Source organism: Mitsuokella multacida DSM 20544 (assembly GCF_000155955.1).
In the GTDB taxonomy this organism is placed as follows: Bacteria; Bacillota; Negativicutes; order Selenomonadales; family Selenomonadaceae; genus Mitsuokella; species Mitsuokella multacida.
This window is the reverse complement of sequence record NZ_GG697141.2, coordinates 507,160-520,975: the sequence shown is the minus strand read 5'-3', so window position 1 is coordinate 520,975 and position 13,816 is coordinate 507,160. Positions and strand designations below refer to the sequence as shown.

Sequence of the window (13,816 nt, the reverse complement as noted above, 5' to 3'; positions counted from 1 at the left end):
GGAATCAGTGATCGAGGTCCGCATGGGCATCCGCGACGACCTGCTGCAGCCGCTCTTCCGTCACGGTGTCCTCGCCCTCGGCGCGCGAGAGGTAGATGAGGTACTCGATGTTGCCCTCGGGACCCTTGACGGGCGAATACGTCAATGCGAGCGGGCAGAAGCCGAGGCTGCGCGCAAAATCCGTGACCGTGCGGATGACCTCCGCGTGGACGGCCGGGTCGCGCACGACGCCCTTCTTGCCGACCTTCTCGCGGCCTGCCTCGAACTGCGGCTTGATGAGCGCGACGACTTCGCCTGTCTCTTTGAGCAGCGAGTAGGCAACCGGCAGGACCTTTGTCAGCGAGATGAAGGCCACATCGATTGAGGCGAAGTCCAAGGGCTCACCGATCATCTCCGGCGTGACCGTGCGGATGTTCGTGCGCTCCATGTTGATGACGCGCTCGTCCGTGCGCAGCTTCCAGGCCAGCTGGCCGTAGCCGACATCGATGGCGAAGACCTTCTTCGCGCCGTTCTGCAGCATGCAGTCGGTGAAGCCGCCCGTCGAGGCGCCGATATCGGCCGCGACCTTGTCCTGCAGGCGCACGCCGAATTCTTTCATCGCCTTCTCGAGCTTGAGGCCGCCGCGGCTCACATAGGGGATGTCATGCCCGAGCAGCCGTATCTCTGCCTCAGGTTTCACCGTCGTGCCAGCCTTGTCGATCTTCTGCCCGTCGACGAGAACCTCGCCCGCCATGATCATGCGCTTCGCGCGCTCACGACTGCCGGCCAGTCCCCGCTCGACGAGCAGGATGTCCAAACGTTCTTTTGCCATTGTCTACCCTTCTGTCTATCTACTGTCTCTCTTACTATCTCAATTCATGCCTCTGGGGCCAGATGGCTCAGCCGCTCGCGCACGCACTCGGCCATCTGCTCGGGCTGCAGGCCGCAGAGCGACAAAAGCTCCTTACGCGTGCCCTGCTCGATGAAGCGGTCGGGGATGCCGAAGCGCACGAGGGGCACCTGCTGGCCGCTATCCGCGAGGTACTCGGCCACGGCCGAGCCGAAGCCGCCTGCGAGCACATTCTCCTCCGCCGTGATGATGAGTTTCTTCGTCTTGGCCATCGCATCGATGAGCGCTGTATCGAGCGGCTTGATAAAGCGCATGTTGACGACGGTCGACTCGATGCCCTCCTCGGCGAGGATGGCGGCAGCCTCTTTCACCTGTTCGACCATCGTGCCGACAGCGAGGAAGGCGATGCTGCCGCCCTCCTGCAAGACCTCAGCCTTGCCGACGGACAGCTTTTCAAACGAGTCCGTGAGCTCTACGCCGAGGCCGGCACCGCGCGGATAGCGCACGGCGGCTGGCCCCGGTATCGCGATGGCTGTCGCGAGCATATGGCGGAGCTCCTCCTCGTCCTTTGGCGCCATGACGCACATGTTCGGCATCTGACGCAGGTACGAGAGGTCGAAGACGCCGTGATGCGTCGGGCCGTCCTCGCCGACGAGGCCGGCGCGGTCGAGGCAGAGCGTCACGGGCAGATTCTGCAGGCAGACGTCGTGGATGAGTTGGTCGTAGGCGCGCTGCGCGAACGTCGAGTAGAGCGCGATGACGGGATGCATGCCGCCGGCGGCCATGCCGGCCGCGAGCGTCATCGCGTGCTCCTCGGCGATGCCGACGTCGAAGAAGCGCTTCGGATAGGCCTTGCCGAAGGCCTTGAGCCCCGTGCCCGACGGCATGGCCGCCGTGATGGCGAGGATGTCGGGCCGGTCCTTCGCGAGCTCGATGAGCGCCTGACTGAAGACGGAGGTGTAGGACGGCGCACAGCCCGCTTTCTTCGCGGACTTGCCCGTACTTGGGTCAAAGCAGCCGACGCCGTGGAACTTCTCCGGCGCCTGCTCGGCCGGCTGGTAGCCCTTGCCCTTGACCGTATGGATGTGGATCAGGACGGGCCCCTCCATCTCCTTGGCGCTCTTGAATACTTCCTCCATCAGCGCGATGTTGTGGCCGTCGAGCGGGCCGATGTAGTGGAAGCCCATCTCCTCGAAGAGGCTGCCCGGCACGAGGACGGAGCGCACGCCGTCCTTGAGGTGGCTCGCCGTCTTGTAGACCTTGTCGCCGATGTGCGGGATGCTCATGAGCAGGCTGCCCATGTCGCGCTTGGCGCGCGCGTACTGCGGCGCGATGCGGATGCGCGAGAGGTACTCGCTCATGGCGCCGACATTGGCGTCTATAGACATCTCGTTGTCGTTGAGGATGACGATGAGCTTCGTGCCGAGGTCGCCGGCGTTATTGAGCGCCTCGAACGACTCGCCGCCCGTCAGCGCACCGTCGCCGATGACGGCGATGACCTGGTTCTTCTCCCCCTTGGCATCGCGCGCGAGCGCCATGCCGAGCGCCGCCGAGATGGACGTGCTCGCATGGCCGACGCCGAAGGCATCGTAGGCCGACTCAAAGCGGTTGGGGAAGCCGGTGATGCCGCCCTTCTTGCGCAGCGTCGAGAACGCATCCCTGCGTCCCGTGAGGATCTTATGGCTGTAGGCCTGATGGCCGACGTCCCAGACGAGCTTGTCTGCGGGAAAGTCAAAGACGCTGTAGAGCGCGAGCGTCAGCTCGACCGTGCCGAGGTTCGGCGCGAGGTGCCCGCCGTTCTGCGAGACCGTATCGATGATGAAATGGCGCAGCTCCGATGCCAGCTGCTCGAGCTCGCGGACCGTGAGCTTCTTGACGTCCTCCGGGTTCTCTATGCGATTGAGCAATGGATACATGGAAACACTTCCCATCAATGCAATTTAATTCTTTCGTTCGAGCATATAGCGGACGAGCTGGCGCAGGAAGTCAGCCTCAGGTCCGAAACCATCAAGTGCCGCGACAGCAGCGTCCACCGTCTCCTTGGCGAGGCGCTGGGCCTCCTCAAGCGAAGTCAGCGTCACGTACGTCGACTTCTCGTTGCGCAGGTCGCTGCCGACCGGCTTGCCGATGAGCGCCTCGTCGCCCGTCACGTCAAGGATGTCGTCCGTGATCTGGAAAGCGAGGCCGAAGCCCTCGGCATAGGCAGTCAGGGCCGCGAGCTGCTTTTCGCTCGCGCCCGCGAGGATGGCGCCGCTGCGCAGGGCCGCGCGGAAGAGTGCCCCCGTCTTGCCCATGTGCATCTTGCGAAGCTGCTCCATCGAGATGCGGTGGCCCTCCGACTCGAGGTCGATGGCCTGGCCGCCGACCATGCCGTTCATGCCAGCCGCCGTGCTGATCTCCTGCACGGTGCGCAAGAGCGTCGCGGGGTCCGTGTGCTGCTGGCGCCCGATGACCTCGAAGGCCAGCGTCAAGAGAGCGTCGCCGGCGAGCACGGCCATGCCGTCACCAAAGACCTTGTGGTTCGTCAGCTTGCCGCGGCGGTAGTCGTCGTTGTCCATCGCGGGCAGGTCGTCGTGGATCAGGGAATACGTGTGGATCATCTCGAGCGCGCAGGCCGTCGTCAGGTAGTCCGTGCCCTTCGCGCCGACGGCATCCGCGGCCGCCATCAGGAGGATCGGGCGCAGGCGCTTGCCGCCCGCCATGAGGCTGTAGCGCATCGACTCCGCGAGGCGCGCATCAAGAGGCGGCTCTTTCTCCAGTTCCTTGACGAGCTGCTTCTCGACCAGCTGCTGACGCTCTTTCCAAATTTCCTTCAACATAGTGTTCAATCCCCTCATCCCTCAATATCCAACTTGCTCTCCTCGACTTTTCCTGTCGCTTCCTCTTCTTTGACGAGCAGGTCCATTGTCTGCTCGGCGCGCTCGAGGGCGCTCATGCAGTTCTTGGCGAGGCCGACGCCCTCCGAGTAATGGCTCATGAGGTCCTTGAGCGTCAGGTCGCCGCCCTCCATCTCCTTGACGATGCCCTCGAGCTTTTCCAGAGATTCTTCAAATGAGAGCTCTTTCTTTCTTGGCATGCGTAACATCCTTTCTATCTCTATCGTCTCGATCGTCTGGATCGCTTTATCGCTATGGTCATGCTCTGCCCTCTGTGCCAGCGGCTGATTCGACGCGGGCCGCGAGGCGGCCGTCCTTCAGGGTGATGGTCAGCCGGTCGCCCGGCCTTGCATCGCGGACGCTCGTGACGGCGCTACCCGCCTTCTCGACGATGCCGTAGCCCTGGCGCAGGATGTGCACGGGGTTCAGGTAGTCGAGCTGCTGCAGCGCGATCTCGAGCGCGTGGCGCTTCTCCTTCATTTGGCTCTTCATCAGCGCGTCGAGACGCGCCGTGGCGTGGTCGAGCCGCTGCGTGCGGCTCGCGAGCAGGAGCTGCGGCTTCTGCAGGGCCGCGCTGCGGCGGCAGGCATCGAGGCGCAGCCGCTTCTCCTGCAGCTGGCGCTTTCCCTGCTGCGCGAGGCGCGCCATGAGGCTCTCCGTGTAGCGCAAGAGCTCCGCGCGGTCCGGCACGGCGAGCTCCGCCGCCTGCGACGGCGTCGCGGCGCGCTGGTCGCTCGCAAAGTCGGCGAGCGTGAAGTCCGTCTCGTGGCCGACGGCCGAGATGACGGGAATCTTCGAGGCGTAGATGGCCCGCACGACGGGCTCCTCGTTGAACGCCCAGAGGTCCTCCATCGAGCCGCCGCCGCGGCCGACGATCAGCACGTCGACGGGGTACTTCTCATTGAAAAAGGCGATGGCCGCCGCAATCTGCGCGGCCGCCTCCTCGCCCTGCACGAGCACCGGCTTCAGCACGAGCTGCACCGAAGGCCAGCGGCGCTTCGAGACGTGATAGATGTCCCTTAGCACAGCGCCCGAGATTGAGGTGACGATGCCGATGCGCTTTGGGAAGCGCGGCAGCGGCTTCTTGTGCGCGGCGTCGAAGAGGCCTTCGGCCGCAAGCCTCGCTTTGAGCTGCTCGAAGGCCAGCGCGAGGTCGCCCGCGCCCTCCGGCATCATGCGGTCGGCGTAGAGCTGGTAGACGCCGTCGCGCTCGTAGACCGAGATGTTGCCGCTGACGACGACCTGCATGCCGTTCTCCGGCCGGAAGCGCAGGCCCTGCGCGCGGCTACGGAACATCACGCACTTGATGCACGAATTGGCATCCTTGAGCGTGAAGTAGCAGTGGCCCGAGGCGTAGCAGCGGAAATTCGACAGCTCCCCGCGGACCTGGATGCAGCCGAGCACGGGCTCGCGCTGGAACATCCGCTTGATAAAATTCGTGACTTCACTGACGCTGTGGATCTCCACGGCAGCACTCCTCCTCCATCTTGCTTTTTCAGATTCCCGTATGACAAGAAAGAGCCAGACAAAAGTCTGGCCCCCTTCTTATGTCACTGCGCGCTTTTCATGATGGCGCCGAGAATCCCGTTCACATAGCGGCTGGAGTCATCCGTACCATACTTCTTTGCCAGTTCTACCGCCTCGTTGATGGCGATGTTCGGTGTGAGCTTCTCCTCGGCAAAGCACATCTCGTACGTCGCCATGCGCGTGAGGTTGCGGTCGACGGCCGCCATGCGCTCCACCTTCCACTCGCGCGAGTTCGCCGCGATCTGTGCATCGATTGCCTCGAGGTTCGCGCGCGTGCCGTGCACGAGCTGCGCCACGAACGCGCGGTCATGCGCGCTCATCGCCTCGGCCTCGCCGAGCGCCGTATCGATGGCGAGCGTCTCCTGCATCTCTTCCTGATCGGCCGACTCTGCCGGATTCAGGTCTAACTGGAAGAGCGCCTGCAGCGCGACTTCCCTTGCTTGTCTACGACTCATTCTAATCTTCCTTAATCCCTTAATCCTATCTTATCTTATCCACCGCGGGCTCTCAGCGCAGCCGGTTGATGCGGTCGAGGAACTCGTCGGCAATCCTGCCGAAGAAGTCCGGCTCGCGGTCGGCTTTCCTGCCGATGTAGAGGCCGGCTCCACCGCAGAGCACGATGAAGGCCGTGCGCCAGAAGCCGATCAGCAGGATCATGATGGCCAGGGTGATGCCGGCCAAGAGGCCGAGGCACTGCCCGCGGTCCTCCTGCCAGTGCGCCGCCAGCCATCCCCGCAGCGCTTCCTTGAATTCTTCTTTCATCTTTCCACCGCCTCACGCCTCAGACGACACGGCGCTTGCCCTCAGGCAGCGCATCGGTGATGCCCGTGATGTGCGATTCGACTGCGACACCTTCAAGGCCCATGGTCTCCTGGAGCTGCGCGCGGATGGCCGCGGCGGCAGCCTCGGTGAGCGGGCCGACCGGCGTATGTCTGCCGACCGTCAGGTCGAGCACGAGGCGCAGCGTCTCCGGCGCTTTGCTCGTGGCGCGGACGCGCTGAACGCGCACCTTCGCCATGCGGACACCGCGCATGCCTATGAGCGTCTGCTCCGCCATCGCGCGGATGGCAGGCAGCGCGACGCGGACGCCGCCCTGATCATTCTGCAGCAGGATGAAGTCGCCGGTCTCGCGCGTGCGCTCCGCACGGCCTCGCAGCAAGACGCCGAGCAGGTGGAGTGCGAGCACGAGAACGACGATTGCGATAACAATCGTCTCACGGCGGGACAGGATGTAATGGAGTTCATTGAGCCAGACCGGCTCTGGCACGGCCCCCATGCAGAGCAAGAGCATGAGCACGGCGAGCACGGCCAGCCCGATCATCAAGACAAACAGCAAAAAACGGTTGATAATCCCCATAATATCCGCCTCGCTCCAGGTCAGCGCACGCGTACCTCATCCTGCTTCGTCGTCTCCTCGGGGAAGCCGACGCCCTGTACATGGACGTTGACCTCAACGACCGAGAGGCCCGTCATCGTCTCGATGGCCTGCTTGACATTCTCCTGCACCGCGAGAGCGATGTCCGGGATGCGCACGCCGTACTTGACGATGATGAAGAGGTCGACAGCGGCTTCCTTCTCGCCGACTTCGACCTTGACGCCCTTGGCGAAGTTCTTGCGGCCGAGCATCTCTGCGATGCCGCCCGCGATGCCGCCGCTCATGCCGGCGATGCCGTCGACTTCCGTCGCGGCCAGGCCTGCGATGATGCTAACGACCTCATCCGCGATGCGGATGGCGCCGAGACTCGAATCCTTCTTGACGATTTCTTTTTCGTTTGCCATGATAAAGGCCCCCTTGCCTGATTTAGAGTGTATCAGTTGCGACTCAACAGATGCATGCACGGCAGGCGCATAATGCGCTCCTGTCATGCATATTTATACTGTATTATTCGCTGGCTCAAACGCTTTTTCCTGCCCAAACAAAAAAATAAAATGAAAGAAATGCAGCTGTCACACCAGTTGCATGAGATGCCTGACGTGACAGCTGCTCAAAAAAAGCAAATTATGCGCGCTCGATGTAGTTGCCCGTACGCGTATCGATGCGGAGCGTATCGCCTTCGTTGACGAAGAGCGGCACGCGGACTTCGTAGCCCGTCTCGACCTTGGCAATCTTCGTAGCGCCCGTCGCCGTGTTGCCCTTGACGCTCGGCTCGCACTCGACGACCTTGAGGTTGACGGAGTTCGGCAGCTGGATGCCGATGATGCGGCCCTTGAACGTCTGCAGCGAGACTTCCATGTTCTCCATGAGGTAGTTCAGCGCATCGCCGAGCTGCTCCTTGTTGAGCTCCGTCTGCTCGTACGTCTCCGTGTCCATGAACGTGTACATGCCATCGGCCTCGTAGAGGTACTGCATGTTGCGCGTCTCGAGGTGAGCTGCCGGCATCTTTTCATTCGGATTGAAGGTACGCTCTACCACTGCACCCGTCTCAACATTCTTGATCTTCGTGCGAACGAACGCAGCGCCCTTGCCCGGCTTTACATGCTGGAAATCAACGATCTGCCAGACACCGCCATCAATTTCAATCGTCAAGCCCGTGCGGAAATCAGTACTATTAATCATTCACTTACGCCCTCCAAAAATTCCATAATTTCATAGTCGAATTCAAGATACAAAACGTATCATAACATTCTTTATTATAATCAACTTGCGGTCCATCGTCAAGCACTGCGGCTCAGCGGATCTCGAGGAGAGCCTTCGAGGACTTCGTCAGGCGCTCGCTGCCCGTCTCGGTGACGAGCACGGTGTCCTCGATGCGCAGGCCGCCCCAGCCCGGCAGGTAGACGCCCGGCTCGTCGGTAATGAGCATGCCCGGCATGAGATGCTCGCAGGTGCTCGACGGCGAGAGCCGCGGCTCCTCGTGGATCTCGAGGCCGAGGCTGTGGCCGAGACCGTGGCCGAAGTACTGCGCGAGGTCATACTTCTTGAGGAATTCGCGCGAAGCGGCGTCGATCTCTTTGCCCGACTTGCCCGGTGCGATGGCCGCGAGCACCATCTCCTGCGTGCCGAGCACGGCCTCGTAGACCTCGCGCTGGCGCGCCGTCGCCTCGCCGACGCAGACCGTGCGCGTGATATCGGAGCAGTAGCCCTCGAACTTCGCGCCGTAGTCCATCGTCACGAAGTCGCCTGCTTCGATGATCTTCTCCGTCGCCGTGCCGTGCGGCATGCTGCCGCGCAGGCCCGAGGCGACGATCGTGTCGAAGGACGGCTTCTCCGAGCCGGCCTCGCGCATGACCTGCTCGAGGCGCGCGGCGACCTCGATCTCCGTGCGGCCCGGGCGGATGAAGTGCACGATGTCCTCAAAGGCCTTGTCGGCAATGGCGCAGGCGCGGCGGATATAGCCGATCTCCTCTTCATCCTTGACCTGGCGCAGGGCGTCGAGGTCGAGGGCTGTCGAGAAGTCGACGCCCGTCAGCCAGCCCTTGAGCGCCGCGTAGTCCGCATAAACGATTGCACGGCCCTCGAAGCCGACATGCTGGCAGCCGAGCTTCAAGAGGAGCTCCGCCGTCTTCTTCAAGAGGCCATGGCGATGCTCGACGACGGTGAAAAGCGGCGCCTGCTTCTCGGCCTGCTCTGTGTAGCGGTTATCCGTGACGAGCAGCGCCTCGTCCTTCGTGATGACGAGCGTCGTGTCGTCGCCGCGGAAGCCGCTGAAGTAATGAAGGTTCACGTATTTGGTCACGACGACTGCGTCGAGCCCCTTCTGCTGCAGAAGAGCGCGCAGTGCGGTCAAACGGTTGGTATTCAAAGGATCATCCCCCTATGGAATCTATGGAATATACGCTCACTCCGCCCGGTTGAGCTTGTAGATGATGGCCTCGAGCGCGGCGAGGTAGCTCTCGACGCCGAGGCCGCAGATCTGGCCCATCGCCACCGGCGCGAGCACCGACGTGTGGCGGAACTCCTCGCGCTGGTGGATGTTCGAGAGGTGCACCTCGATGACCGGCACATCGATCGCCGCGATGGCATCGCGGATGGCGATGCTGTAATGCGTGAAGGCCGCCGCATTGAAGATGATGAAGTCGAACTTGTGGTTGGCCTGCTGGATGGCGTCGACGAGGTCGCCCTCGTGGTTCGACTGGTAGAACGCCGTCTCGATGCCCGCCTCAGCGGCGCGCGCGGCAATCATCGTGTTGATGTCGTCGAGCGTCGTGTAGCCGTAGATCTCCGGCTCGCGCGTGCCGAGCAGATTGAGGTTCGGCCCATGCAGTACAAGGATACGTGGCATAAAAATCCCTCCATTTAAAACATATTTCTATAAAAAAATAAAGCGGGTCAAAAGACGGCTGCGCCGACTTTTCCCGCCTCAAATCCTGCCAAGCGGCCCTCTACGCGGGCCATGCAGCTGCTCAGTAACGGACGACAAAGCGCGTCTCATCGGACACGGCCTCGATCGGCTCGAACTTCAGCTCTTTGACCTTGATGAAGTAGTTGCCCTCGCGGATCAGCACCGAGAGCTTGTCGACCTTTGCAGGGTCGCCCTGGATCTCCATCTCGACGCTGCCGTCCTCCATGTTACGGATCCATCCCGTCAGGCCGAGCTCTGAGGCGTGCTGCTGCACGAACATGCGGAAGCCGACGCCCTGGACGCGGCCAGTGGCTCTGCCAAAGTAACGAACGATTCCTGTGGATTCTGCCATAGAAAGCCCTTCTTTCCTCTGCCCTGCGCGCGGCTCTGCTGCTCTATGCTGCTATACCATGTATTACGGCATCACGGCCTGCCTCAGATATCGCGGCGCAGGATCGTATACGGTTCAACCGGCTTGTCCATGCGGATCTTGATGATCTGCTGGGCATGAGGTGCAACCTCGATGGGATTGCCCTCTTCGTCAAGCATATCAGAAAGTTTCTGACGATACAAGGGGGCATTTGGCTGAAATACTTCAATTTCTTGACCGAGTTTCATGTTATTGCGCTGCTCGACCGTGGCGTATTGCGTATCCGGGTCGTACGAGCGCACGAGTCCGATGAACTCCGACGTCTGCTGATACGACGAGGTGCCGTAGAGCTGGTCGTCGGCGTCGGGCTGGTGGTAGTAGAAGCCCGTCGTGTACGGGCGGTGCGAGACCTTCTCGAGCTCGTCGAGCCACGGTTGCTCAATCTGGAAGTGCTCGGGGTCCTCGAAATAGGCGTCGATGGCGAGGCGGTAGGCACGGGTGACGCTCGCCACATAGTGGACGCTCTTCATGCGGCCCTCGATCTTGAGGCTCTCGACGCCGCTCTCGATGACGTCCGCAATGTGCGGCAAGAGGCACATATCCTTCGAGTTCATGATGTAGGTGCCGCGCTCGTCCTCCTCGATTGGGAAGTACTTGCCCGGCCGCGTCTCCTCGACGAGCGCGTACTTCCAGCGGCACGACTGCGCACAGCTGCCGCGGTTGGAGTCGCGTCCCGTGAAGTAGTTCGAGAGCAGGCAGCGGCCCGAGTACGAGATGCACATCGCGCCGTGCACGAACATCTCGAGGTCGGCCTGCGTCTTCGCGCGGATCTCGCGGACTTCCTTCAGGGACATCTCGCGCGCGAGCACGACGCGCTTCGCGCCGAGCTTCTGCCAGGCATTGACCGTCGCCCAGTTCGTGTTGTTCGCCTGCGTACTGATATGGAGCTCCATCTCCGGGATGATCTCCTTCGCCATCATAAAGACGCCGAGGTCGGCGACGAGCAGTGCGTCGACGCCGATCTCCTGCAGGTAGCGCAGGTAGTCCGGCAGGCCCGCGAGATCGCTGTTGTGCGGGAAGATGTTGACCGTCACATAGACCTTCTTGTGGAGTGCATGGGCGAATTCGACCGCCTCGCGCAGTTCCTCCTTGGTGAAATTGCCGCCGAGCGCGCGCAGCCCGTAGAGCTTGCCGCCGAGGTAAACGGCATCGGCGCCGTAGAGCAGCGCCATCTTCATCTTCTCGAGCGTCCCGGCCGGGGCCAGGAGTTCCGGTTTCTTCAACATGTATCTCCTCCGATTCTCATTTATCTTTCGTCTTCCGGGTGCGCGGCATGGCGGCGCGAGACGGCCAGCCCGTCGCCGCGCGCAAAGATCTCCGTCTTGTAGCCCGCTGCATGGCTCGTGAGCTCGATGTACTGACGCAGCCGCTTGACGATTGTGCGGTAGCGGCGCGGCGCCTTCTCTGTGCCCATGACGTAGCCGCGGAACAGGACGTTGTCGGCCACGATCGTCGCATCCTCCGTCAGCAAGGGCTGTACTTTCTCGAAATAGTCGACGTACTGTCCTTTGGCCGCATCGATGAAGACGAAGTCATACTTGCCCGCTAGCTCCGTCAGGAGCTCGCCCGCATCGCCCTGCAGGAGTTCGATGCGGTCCGCGTAGGGCGAGCGCGCGATGAACGAACGCGCGAGCGCGGCGCGCTCCTCCGAGAGCTCGAGCGTCGTGACGCGCGCGTCCTCGGCCCCATTGGCGGCGAGCAACAGGGCCGAGTAGCCGATGGCCGTGCCGATCTCGAGCACGCGGTGCGGCCGCAGCTCGCGGATGACCGAGAGGAAGACCTTGCGGCCGTTCTCGGTGATGATCGGGACATGGTGCTCGGCCGCATACGCTTCCATCTCCCGCAGCAGTGCTGCAAATTCACTTGTATCGCTTGTATCTGTCATATGTACCTGCCTTGTTCACGCGCCGCGCCTCAACGGACCTGCTCGACGATGGCGAGGTGCTCGTCATACGTCTGCGAGTAATGGTTGTGGCCCTGGCGGTCGGCGACGAAGTAGAGGTAGTCGGTGTTCGCCGGATTCAGCACCGCGAGGATGGACTTCATGCCCGGGCTCGCAATCGGTCCGGGCGGCAGGCCCTCGTGCTGGTAGGTGTTGTAGGGCGAGTCGATCTTCGTGTCCTCGATCGAGACGTCCTCCTTCGGGCCGGCCATGAGGTACTGCAGCGTCGTGTCCGACTGCAGCGGCATGCCCATCTGCAGGCGCTTGAAGAAGACCTGCGCGATGATTGGGCGGTCCTCATCGTAGCGCGCCTCCTTCTCGACGAGCGAGGCCAGCGTGATGAGGTCGTGGATGGAGAGGCCCTTTGCCGCGGCCTGCTGGCGCAGCGCCGGCGTCAGGCGCGTGTCGAAGTCCTCCGCCATCATCTTCATGATGCCTTCGGCGGAAACATCGCTGTGGATCACGTACGTGTCGGGGAAGAGATAGCCCTCCGCCGCATAGCGCACATTCGGACGCTTCTTCATGTAGTCATATGGCGCGAAGTCCTTCGCCTCGGCGAGAAACTCCTGCTCGTCGACGAGGCCCTCGTCAGCGAGGCGCTTCGCGATTTCCTTGATGCCGAAGCCCTCCGGTATCGTGAACTTGACGACCGTCGTGTCGCCCGCGACGAGCTTGTCAAGCACGGCCTGCTCATCCATGTGCGGCGTGAACGCGTACGTGCCCGTCTTGAACTTGCTCGCATCGCCCTGCAACTTCATGAGCCACCAGAAGCGCAGGCGGCTGTCGATGACGCCGAGCTGCATCAGGCGGTCCGAGATCTCCGACGCCGTCGTGCCCGGCTTGACGACCATGTAGATGTTCTCCCCGGCATCGCGGTCCGACCGCTCGATGGTATGTGAGGTGCCAAAGGCGAGGAAAAGACCGGCGCCGAGCAGGACGGCTGCGACGACCGCAATGGCCGTCCACTTCTTCCAACCGAGATTGAGCACCGCCGCGCGGAGCTTCTCGAATCGCGCGGGCTCCGCCAGCACCTTGCCCTTATCTCCCTTATCTTCTTTTTCCCCCTGAGCGGGCTTCTTTGCCTTGTCCTCCGGCTTTGCCTTGTCTGCCGTCTCTGTCTCGGCAGACTTGACAGGCTGCTTCGATGAGGACTGCTTTGGCTCCTTCTCCGAGTCCGCCTCTTTCGCCGGTTCAGTCGATTCAGTCGATTCAGCTGCTTTCGCCGCCGGTTTGGCGTCGGAGGCTCCGTCCGACACAGTCCTGTCCGACGTTTCTTGAGCCGACGCCTCTTTCACCGTCTTGTCCGACGGCTGCGCATCCGACTTGGCGGACTCTGCCGACTGCTTGCCAGCCTCTTGAGCCTCCGAGTTCTTCGGCTCTTTCGGTCCTTTTGCACCTTCTGCACCTTCGGATGCTTCCGGCCGCTCTGTGCTCTTTGCCGGCTGCTCGCCGGCCGACTGCTCGTTCAGCGACTCCGGCGCGTTCTTCTTTCCATCCTGCATAAAAATTCTCCGTACATGAAAAAGCCGCCATCCAGATGGATAGCAGCAATCATTTCGTCATTCAGTCCTTTTCGGCTTCATCAACCAGCGCGTTGTACGCCTGTTGGACGGCCTCGAACTCCTCGTCCGTCGGCTCGACGTACTCATCCTCACCGTCGTCGTTCGTGACGATCTTCGCGATGATGACGTCTTCATCGTCGTCTTCGCAGCCGCAGCCACATGTATGCGTGTGCTCCTCATCCTCATCGTGGATGCCGACGAGCAGTGCGTATTTCTCTTCCTCCACCGGGATGATCATCTCTTCGCGGTAGTAGTATTCATTGCCGTCCTCGTCCGTCATGACGACGACGATGTCGTCTTCATTCATCATATCATCTGCCATAGGTCTCGCCCTTCTTTCTGATTCCTATCCATATAAACGACTGTA

At 62.0% G+C, this 13,816-nt stretch carries 17 protein-coding genes; all 17 read right to left on the bottom strand.

Annotation, left to right across the window (positions count from 1 at the left end; translation table 11 throughout):
• Positions 1-4: 4 nt before the first annotated feature.
• Positions 5-811, bottom strand: coding sequence for a TlyA family RNA methyltransferase (locus MITSMUL_RS02515; RefSeq protein WP_005839655.1), 807 nt, complete (start codon positions 809-811; stop codon positions 5-7).
• A gap of 44 nt (positions 812-855) precedes the next feature.
• Positions 856-2,745, bottom strand: a complete 1,890-nt coding sequence (gene dxs, locus MITSMUL_RS02510; RefSeq protein ID WP_005839653.1) for a 1-deoxy-D-xylulose-5-phosphate synthase — start codon at positions 2,743-2,745, stop codon at positions 856-858.
• A 24-nt stretch (positions 2,746-2,769) separates the two neighbouring features.
• Positions 2,770-3,648 (bottom strand): polyprenyl synthetase family protein, encoded by an 879-nt coding sequence (locus tag MITSMUL_RS02505; RefSeq protein ID WP_187115574.1) that lies wholly within the window; start codon positions 3,646-3,648, stop codon positions 2,770-2,772.
• 14 nt (positions 3,649-3,662) lie between these two features.
• Positions 3,663-3,905 (bottom strand): exodeoxyribonuclease VII small subunit, encoded by a 243-nt coding sequence (gene xseB / locus MITSMUL_RS02500; protein ID WP_005839649.1) that lies wholly within the window; start codon positions 3,903-3,905, stop codon positions 3,663-3,665.
• Positions 3,906-3,963: 58 nt separating this feature from the next.
• Positions 3,964-5,172, bottom strand: a complete 1,209-nt coding sequence (gene xseA, locus MITSMUL_RS02495) for an exodeoxyribonuclease VII large subunit (protein WP_005839646.1) — start codon at positions 5,170-5,172, stop codon at positions 3,964-3,966.
• 83 nt (positions 5,173-5,255) lie between these two features.
• On the bottom strand, positions 5,256-5,687 hold the full coding sequence (gene nusB / locus MITSMUL_RS02490) for a transcription antitermination factor NusB (protein ID WP_005839645.1): 432 nt from the start codon (positions 5,685-5,687) through the stop codon (positions 5,256-5,258).
• 52 nt (positions 5,688-5,739) lie between these two features.
• Positions 5,740-5,994, bottom strand: a complete 255-nt coding sequence (locus tag MITSMUL_RS02485) for a DUF2273 domain-containing protein (RefSeq protein WP_005839643.1) — start codon at positions 5,992-5,994, stop codon at positions 5,740-5,742.
• A 19-nt stretch (positions 5,995-6,013) separates the two neighbouring features.
• On the bottom strand, positions 6,014-6,589 hold the full coding sequence (gene amaP / locus MITSMUL_RS02480) for an alkaline shock response membrane anchor protein AmaP (RefSeq protein ID WP_005839641.1): 576 nt from the start codon (positions 6,587-6,589) through the stop codon (positions 6,014-6,016).
• A gap of 20 nt (positions 6,590-6,609) precedes the next feature.
• A complete protein-coding gene (locus MITSMUL_RS02475) occupies positions 6,610-7,011 on the bottom strand; it encodes an Asp23/Gls24 family envelope stress response protein (protein WP_040635338.1) in 402 nt (133 codons plus the stop codon).
• 220 nt (positions 7,012-7,231) lie between these two features.
• Positions 7,232-7,789 (bottom strand): elongation factor P, encoded by a 558-nt coding sequence (gene efp / locus MITSMUL_RS02470; protein WP_005839637.1) that lies wholly within the window; start codon positions 7,787-7,789, stop codon positions 7,232-7,234.
• A gap of 112 nt (positions 7,790-7,901) precedes the next feature.
• Entirely contained in the window at positions 7,902-8,975 is a 1,074-nt protein-coding gene (locus MITSMUL_RS02465; protein WP_040635337.1) for a M24 family metallopeptidase, read from the bottom strand.
• Between the two features lie 36 nt (positions 8,976-9,011).
• Positions 9,012-9,455, bottom strand: coding sequence for a type II 3-dehydroquinate dehydratase (aroQ, locus tag MITSMUL_RS02460; protein WP_005839634.1), 444 nt, complete (start codon positions 9,453-9,455; stop codon positions 9,012-9,014).
• Between the two features lie 121 nt (positions 9,456-9,576).
• Positions 9,577-9,867, bottom strand: a complete 291-nt coding sequence (locus MITSMUL_RS02455) for an acylphosphatase (RefSeq protein WP_005839632.1) — start codon at positions 9,865-9,867, stop codon at positions 9,577-9,579.
• An 83-nt stretch (positions 9,868-9,950) separates the two neighbouring features.
• A complete protein-coding gene (locus MITSMUL_RS02450) occupies positions 9,951-11,171 on the bottom strand; it encodes a peptidase U32 family protein (RefSeq protein WP_005839630.1) in 1,221 nt (406 codons plus the stop codon).
• A gap of 20 nt (positions 11,172-11,191) precedes the next feature.
• Positions 11,192-11,830: an O-methyltransferase gene (locus tag MITSMUL_RS02445; RefSeq protein WP_005839629.1), complete on the bottom strand. Its 639-nt coding sequence runs from the start codon at positions 11,828-11,830 to the stop codon at positions 11,192-11,194.
• 29 nt (positions 11,831-11,859) lie between these two features.
• Positions 11,860-13,389: an endolytic transglycosylase MltG gene (gene mltG, locus MITSMUL_RS12040; RefSeq protein ID WP_005839627.1), complete on the bottom strand. Its 1,530-nt coding sequence runs from the start codon at positions 13,387-13,389 to the stop codon at positions 11,860-11,862.
• Positions 13,390-13,450: 61 nt separating this feature from the next.
• Positions 13,451-13,771 (bottom strand): DUF1292 domain-containing protein, encoded by a 321-nt coding sequence (locus tag MITSMUL_RS02435; protein WP_005839625.1) that lies wholly within the window; start codon positions 13,769-13,771, stop codon positions 13,451-13,453.
• Between the last annotated feature and the right edge of the window lie 45 nt (positions 13,772-13,816).

Excerpts from the sequence above, each read along its gene's own strand:
- MITSMUL_RS02435 (WP_005839625.1), bottom strand. The coding sequence starts at position 13,771 with ATGGCAGATGATATGATGAATGAAGACGACATCGTCGTCGTCATGACG.
- MITSMUL_RS02505 (WP_187115574.1), bottom strand. The coding sequence starts at position 3,648 with ATGTTGAAGGAAATTTGGAAAGAGCGTCAGCAGCTGGTCGAGAAGCAG.
- MITSMUL_RS02485 (WP_005839643.1), bottom strand. The coding sequence starts at position 5,994 with ATGAAAGAAGAATTCAAGGAAGCGCTGCGGGGATGGCTGGCGGCGCAC.
- dxs (WP_005839653.1), bottom strand. The coding sequence starts at position 2,745 with ATGTATCCATTGCTCAATCGCATAGAGAACCCGGAGGACGTCAAGAAG.
- MITSMUL_RS02445 (WP_005839629.1), bottom strand. The coding sequence starts at position 11,830 with ATGACAGATACAAGCGATACAAGTGAATTTGCAGCACTGCTGCGGGAG.
- MITSMUL_RS02515 (WP_005839655.1), bottom strand. The coding sequence starts at position 811 with ATGGCAAAAGAACGTTTGGACATCCTGCTCGTCGAGCGGGGACTGGCC.
- nusB (WP_005839645.1), bottom strand. The coding sequence starts at position 5,687 with ATGAGTCGTAGACAAGCAAGGGAAGTCGCGCTGCAGGCGCTCTTCCAG.
- xseB (WP_005839649.1), bottom strand. The coding sequence starts at position 3,905 with ATGCCAAGAAAGAAAGAGCTCTCATTTGAAGAATCTCTGGAAAAGCTC.
- amaP (WP_005839641.1), bottom strand. The coding sequence starts at position 6,589 with ATGGGGATTATCAACCGTTTTTTGCTGTTTGTCTTGATGATCGGGCTG.
- MITSMUL_RS02475 (WP_040635338.1), bottom strand. The coding sequence starts at position 7,011 with ATGGCAAACGAAAAAGAAATCGTCAAGAAGGATTCGAGTCTCGGCGCC.
- MITSMUL_RS02455 (WP_005839632.1), bottom strand. The coding sequence starts at position 9,867 with ATGGCAGAATCCACAGGAATCGTTCGTTACTTTGGCAGAGCCACTGGC.
- mltG (WP_005839627.1), bottom strand. The coding sequence starts at position 13,389 with ATGCAGGATGGAAAGAAGAACGCGCCGGAGTCGCTGAACGAGCAGTCG.
- efp (WP_005839637.1), bottom strand. The coding sequence starts at position 7,789 with ATGATTAATAGTACTGATTTCCGCACGGGCTTGACGATTGAAATTGAT.
- aroQ (WP_005839634.1), bottom strand. The coding sequence starts at position 9,455 with ATGCCACGTATCCTTGTACTGCATGGGCCGAACCTCAATCTGCTCGGC.
- MITSMUL_RS02450 (WP_005839630.1), bottom strand. The coding sequence starts at position 11,171 with ATGTTGAAGAAACCGGAACTCCTGGCCCCGGCCGGGACGCTCGAGAAG.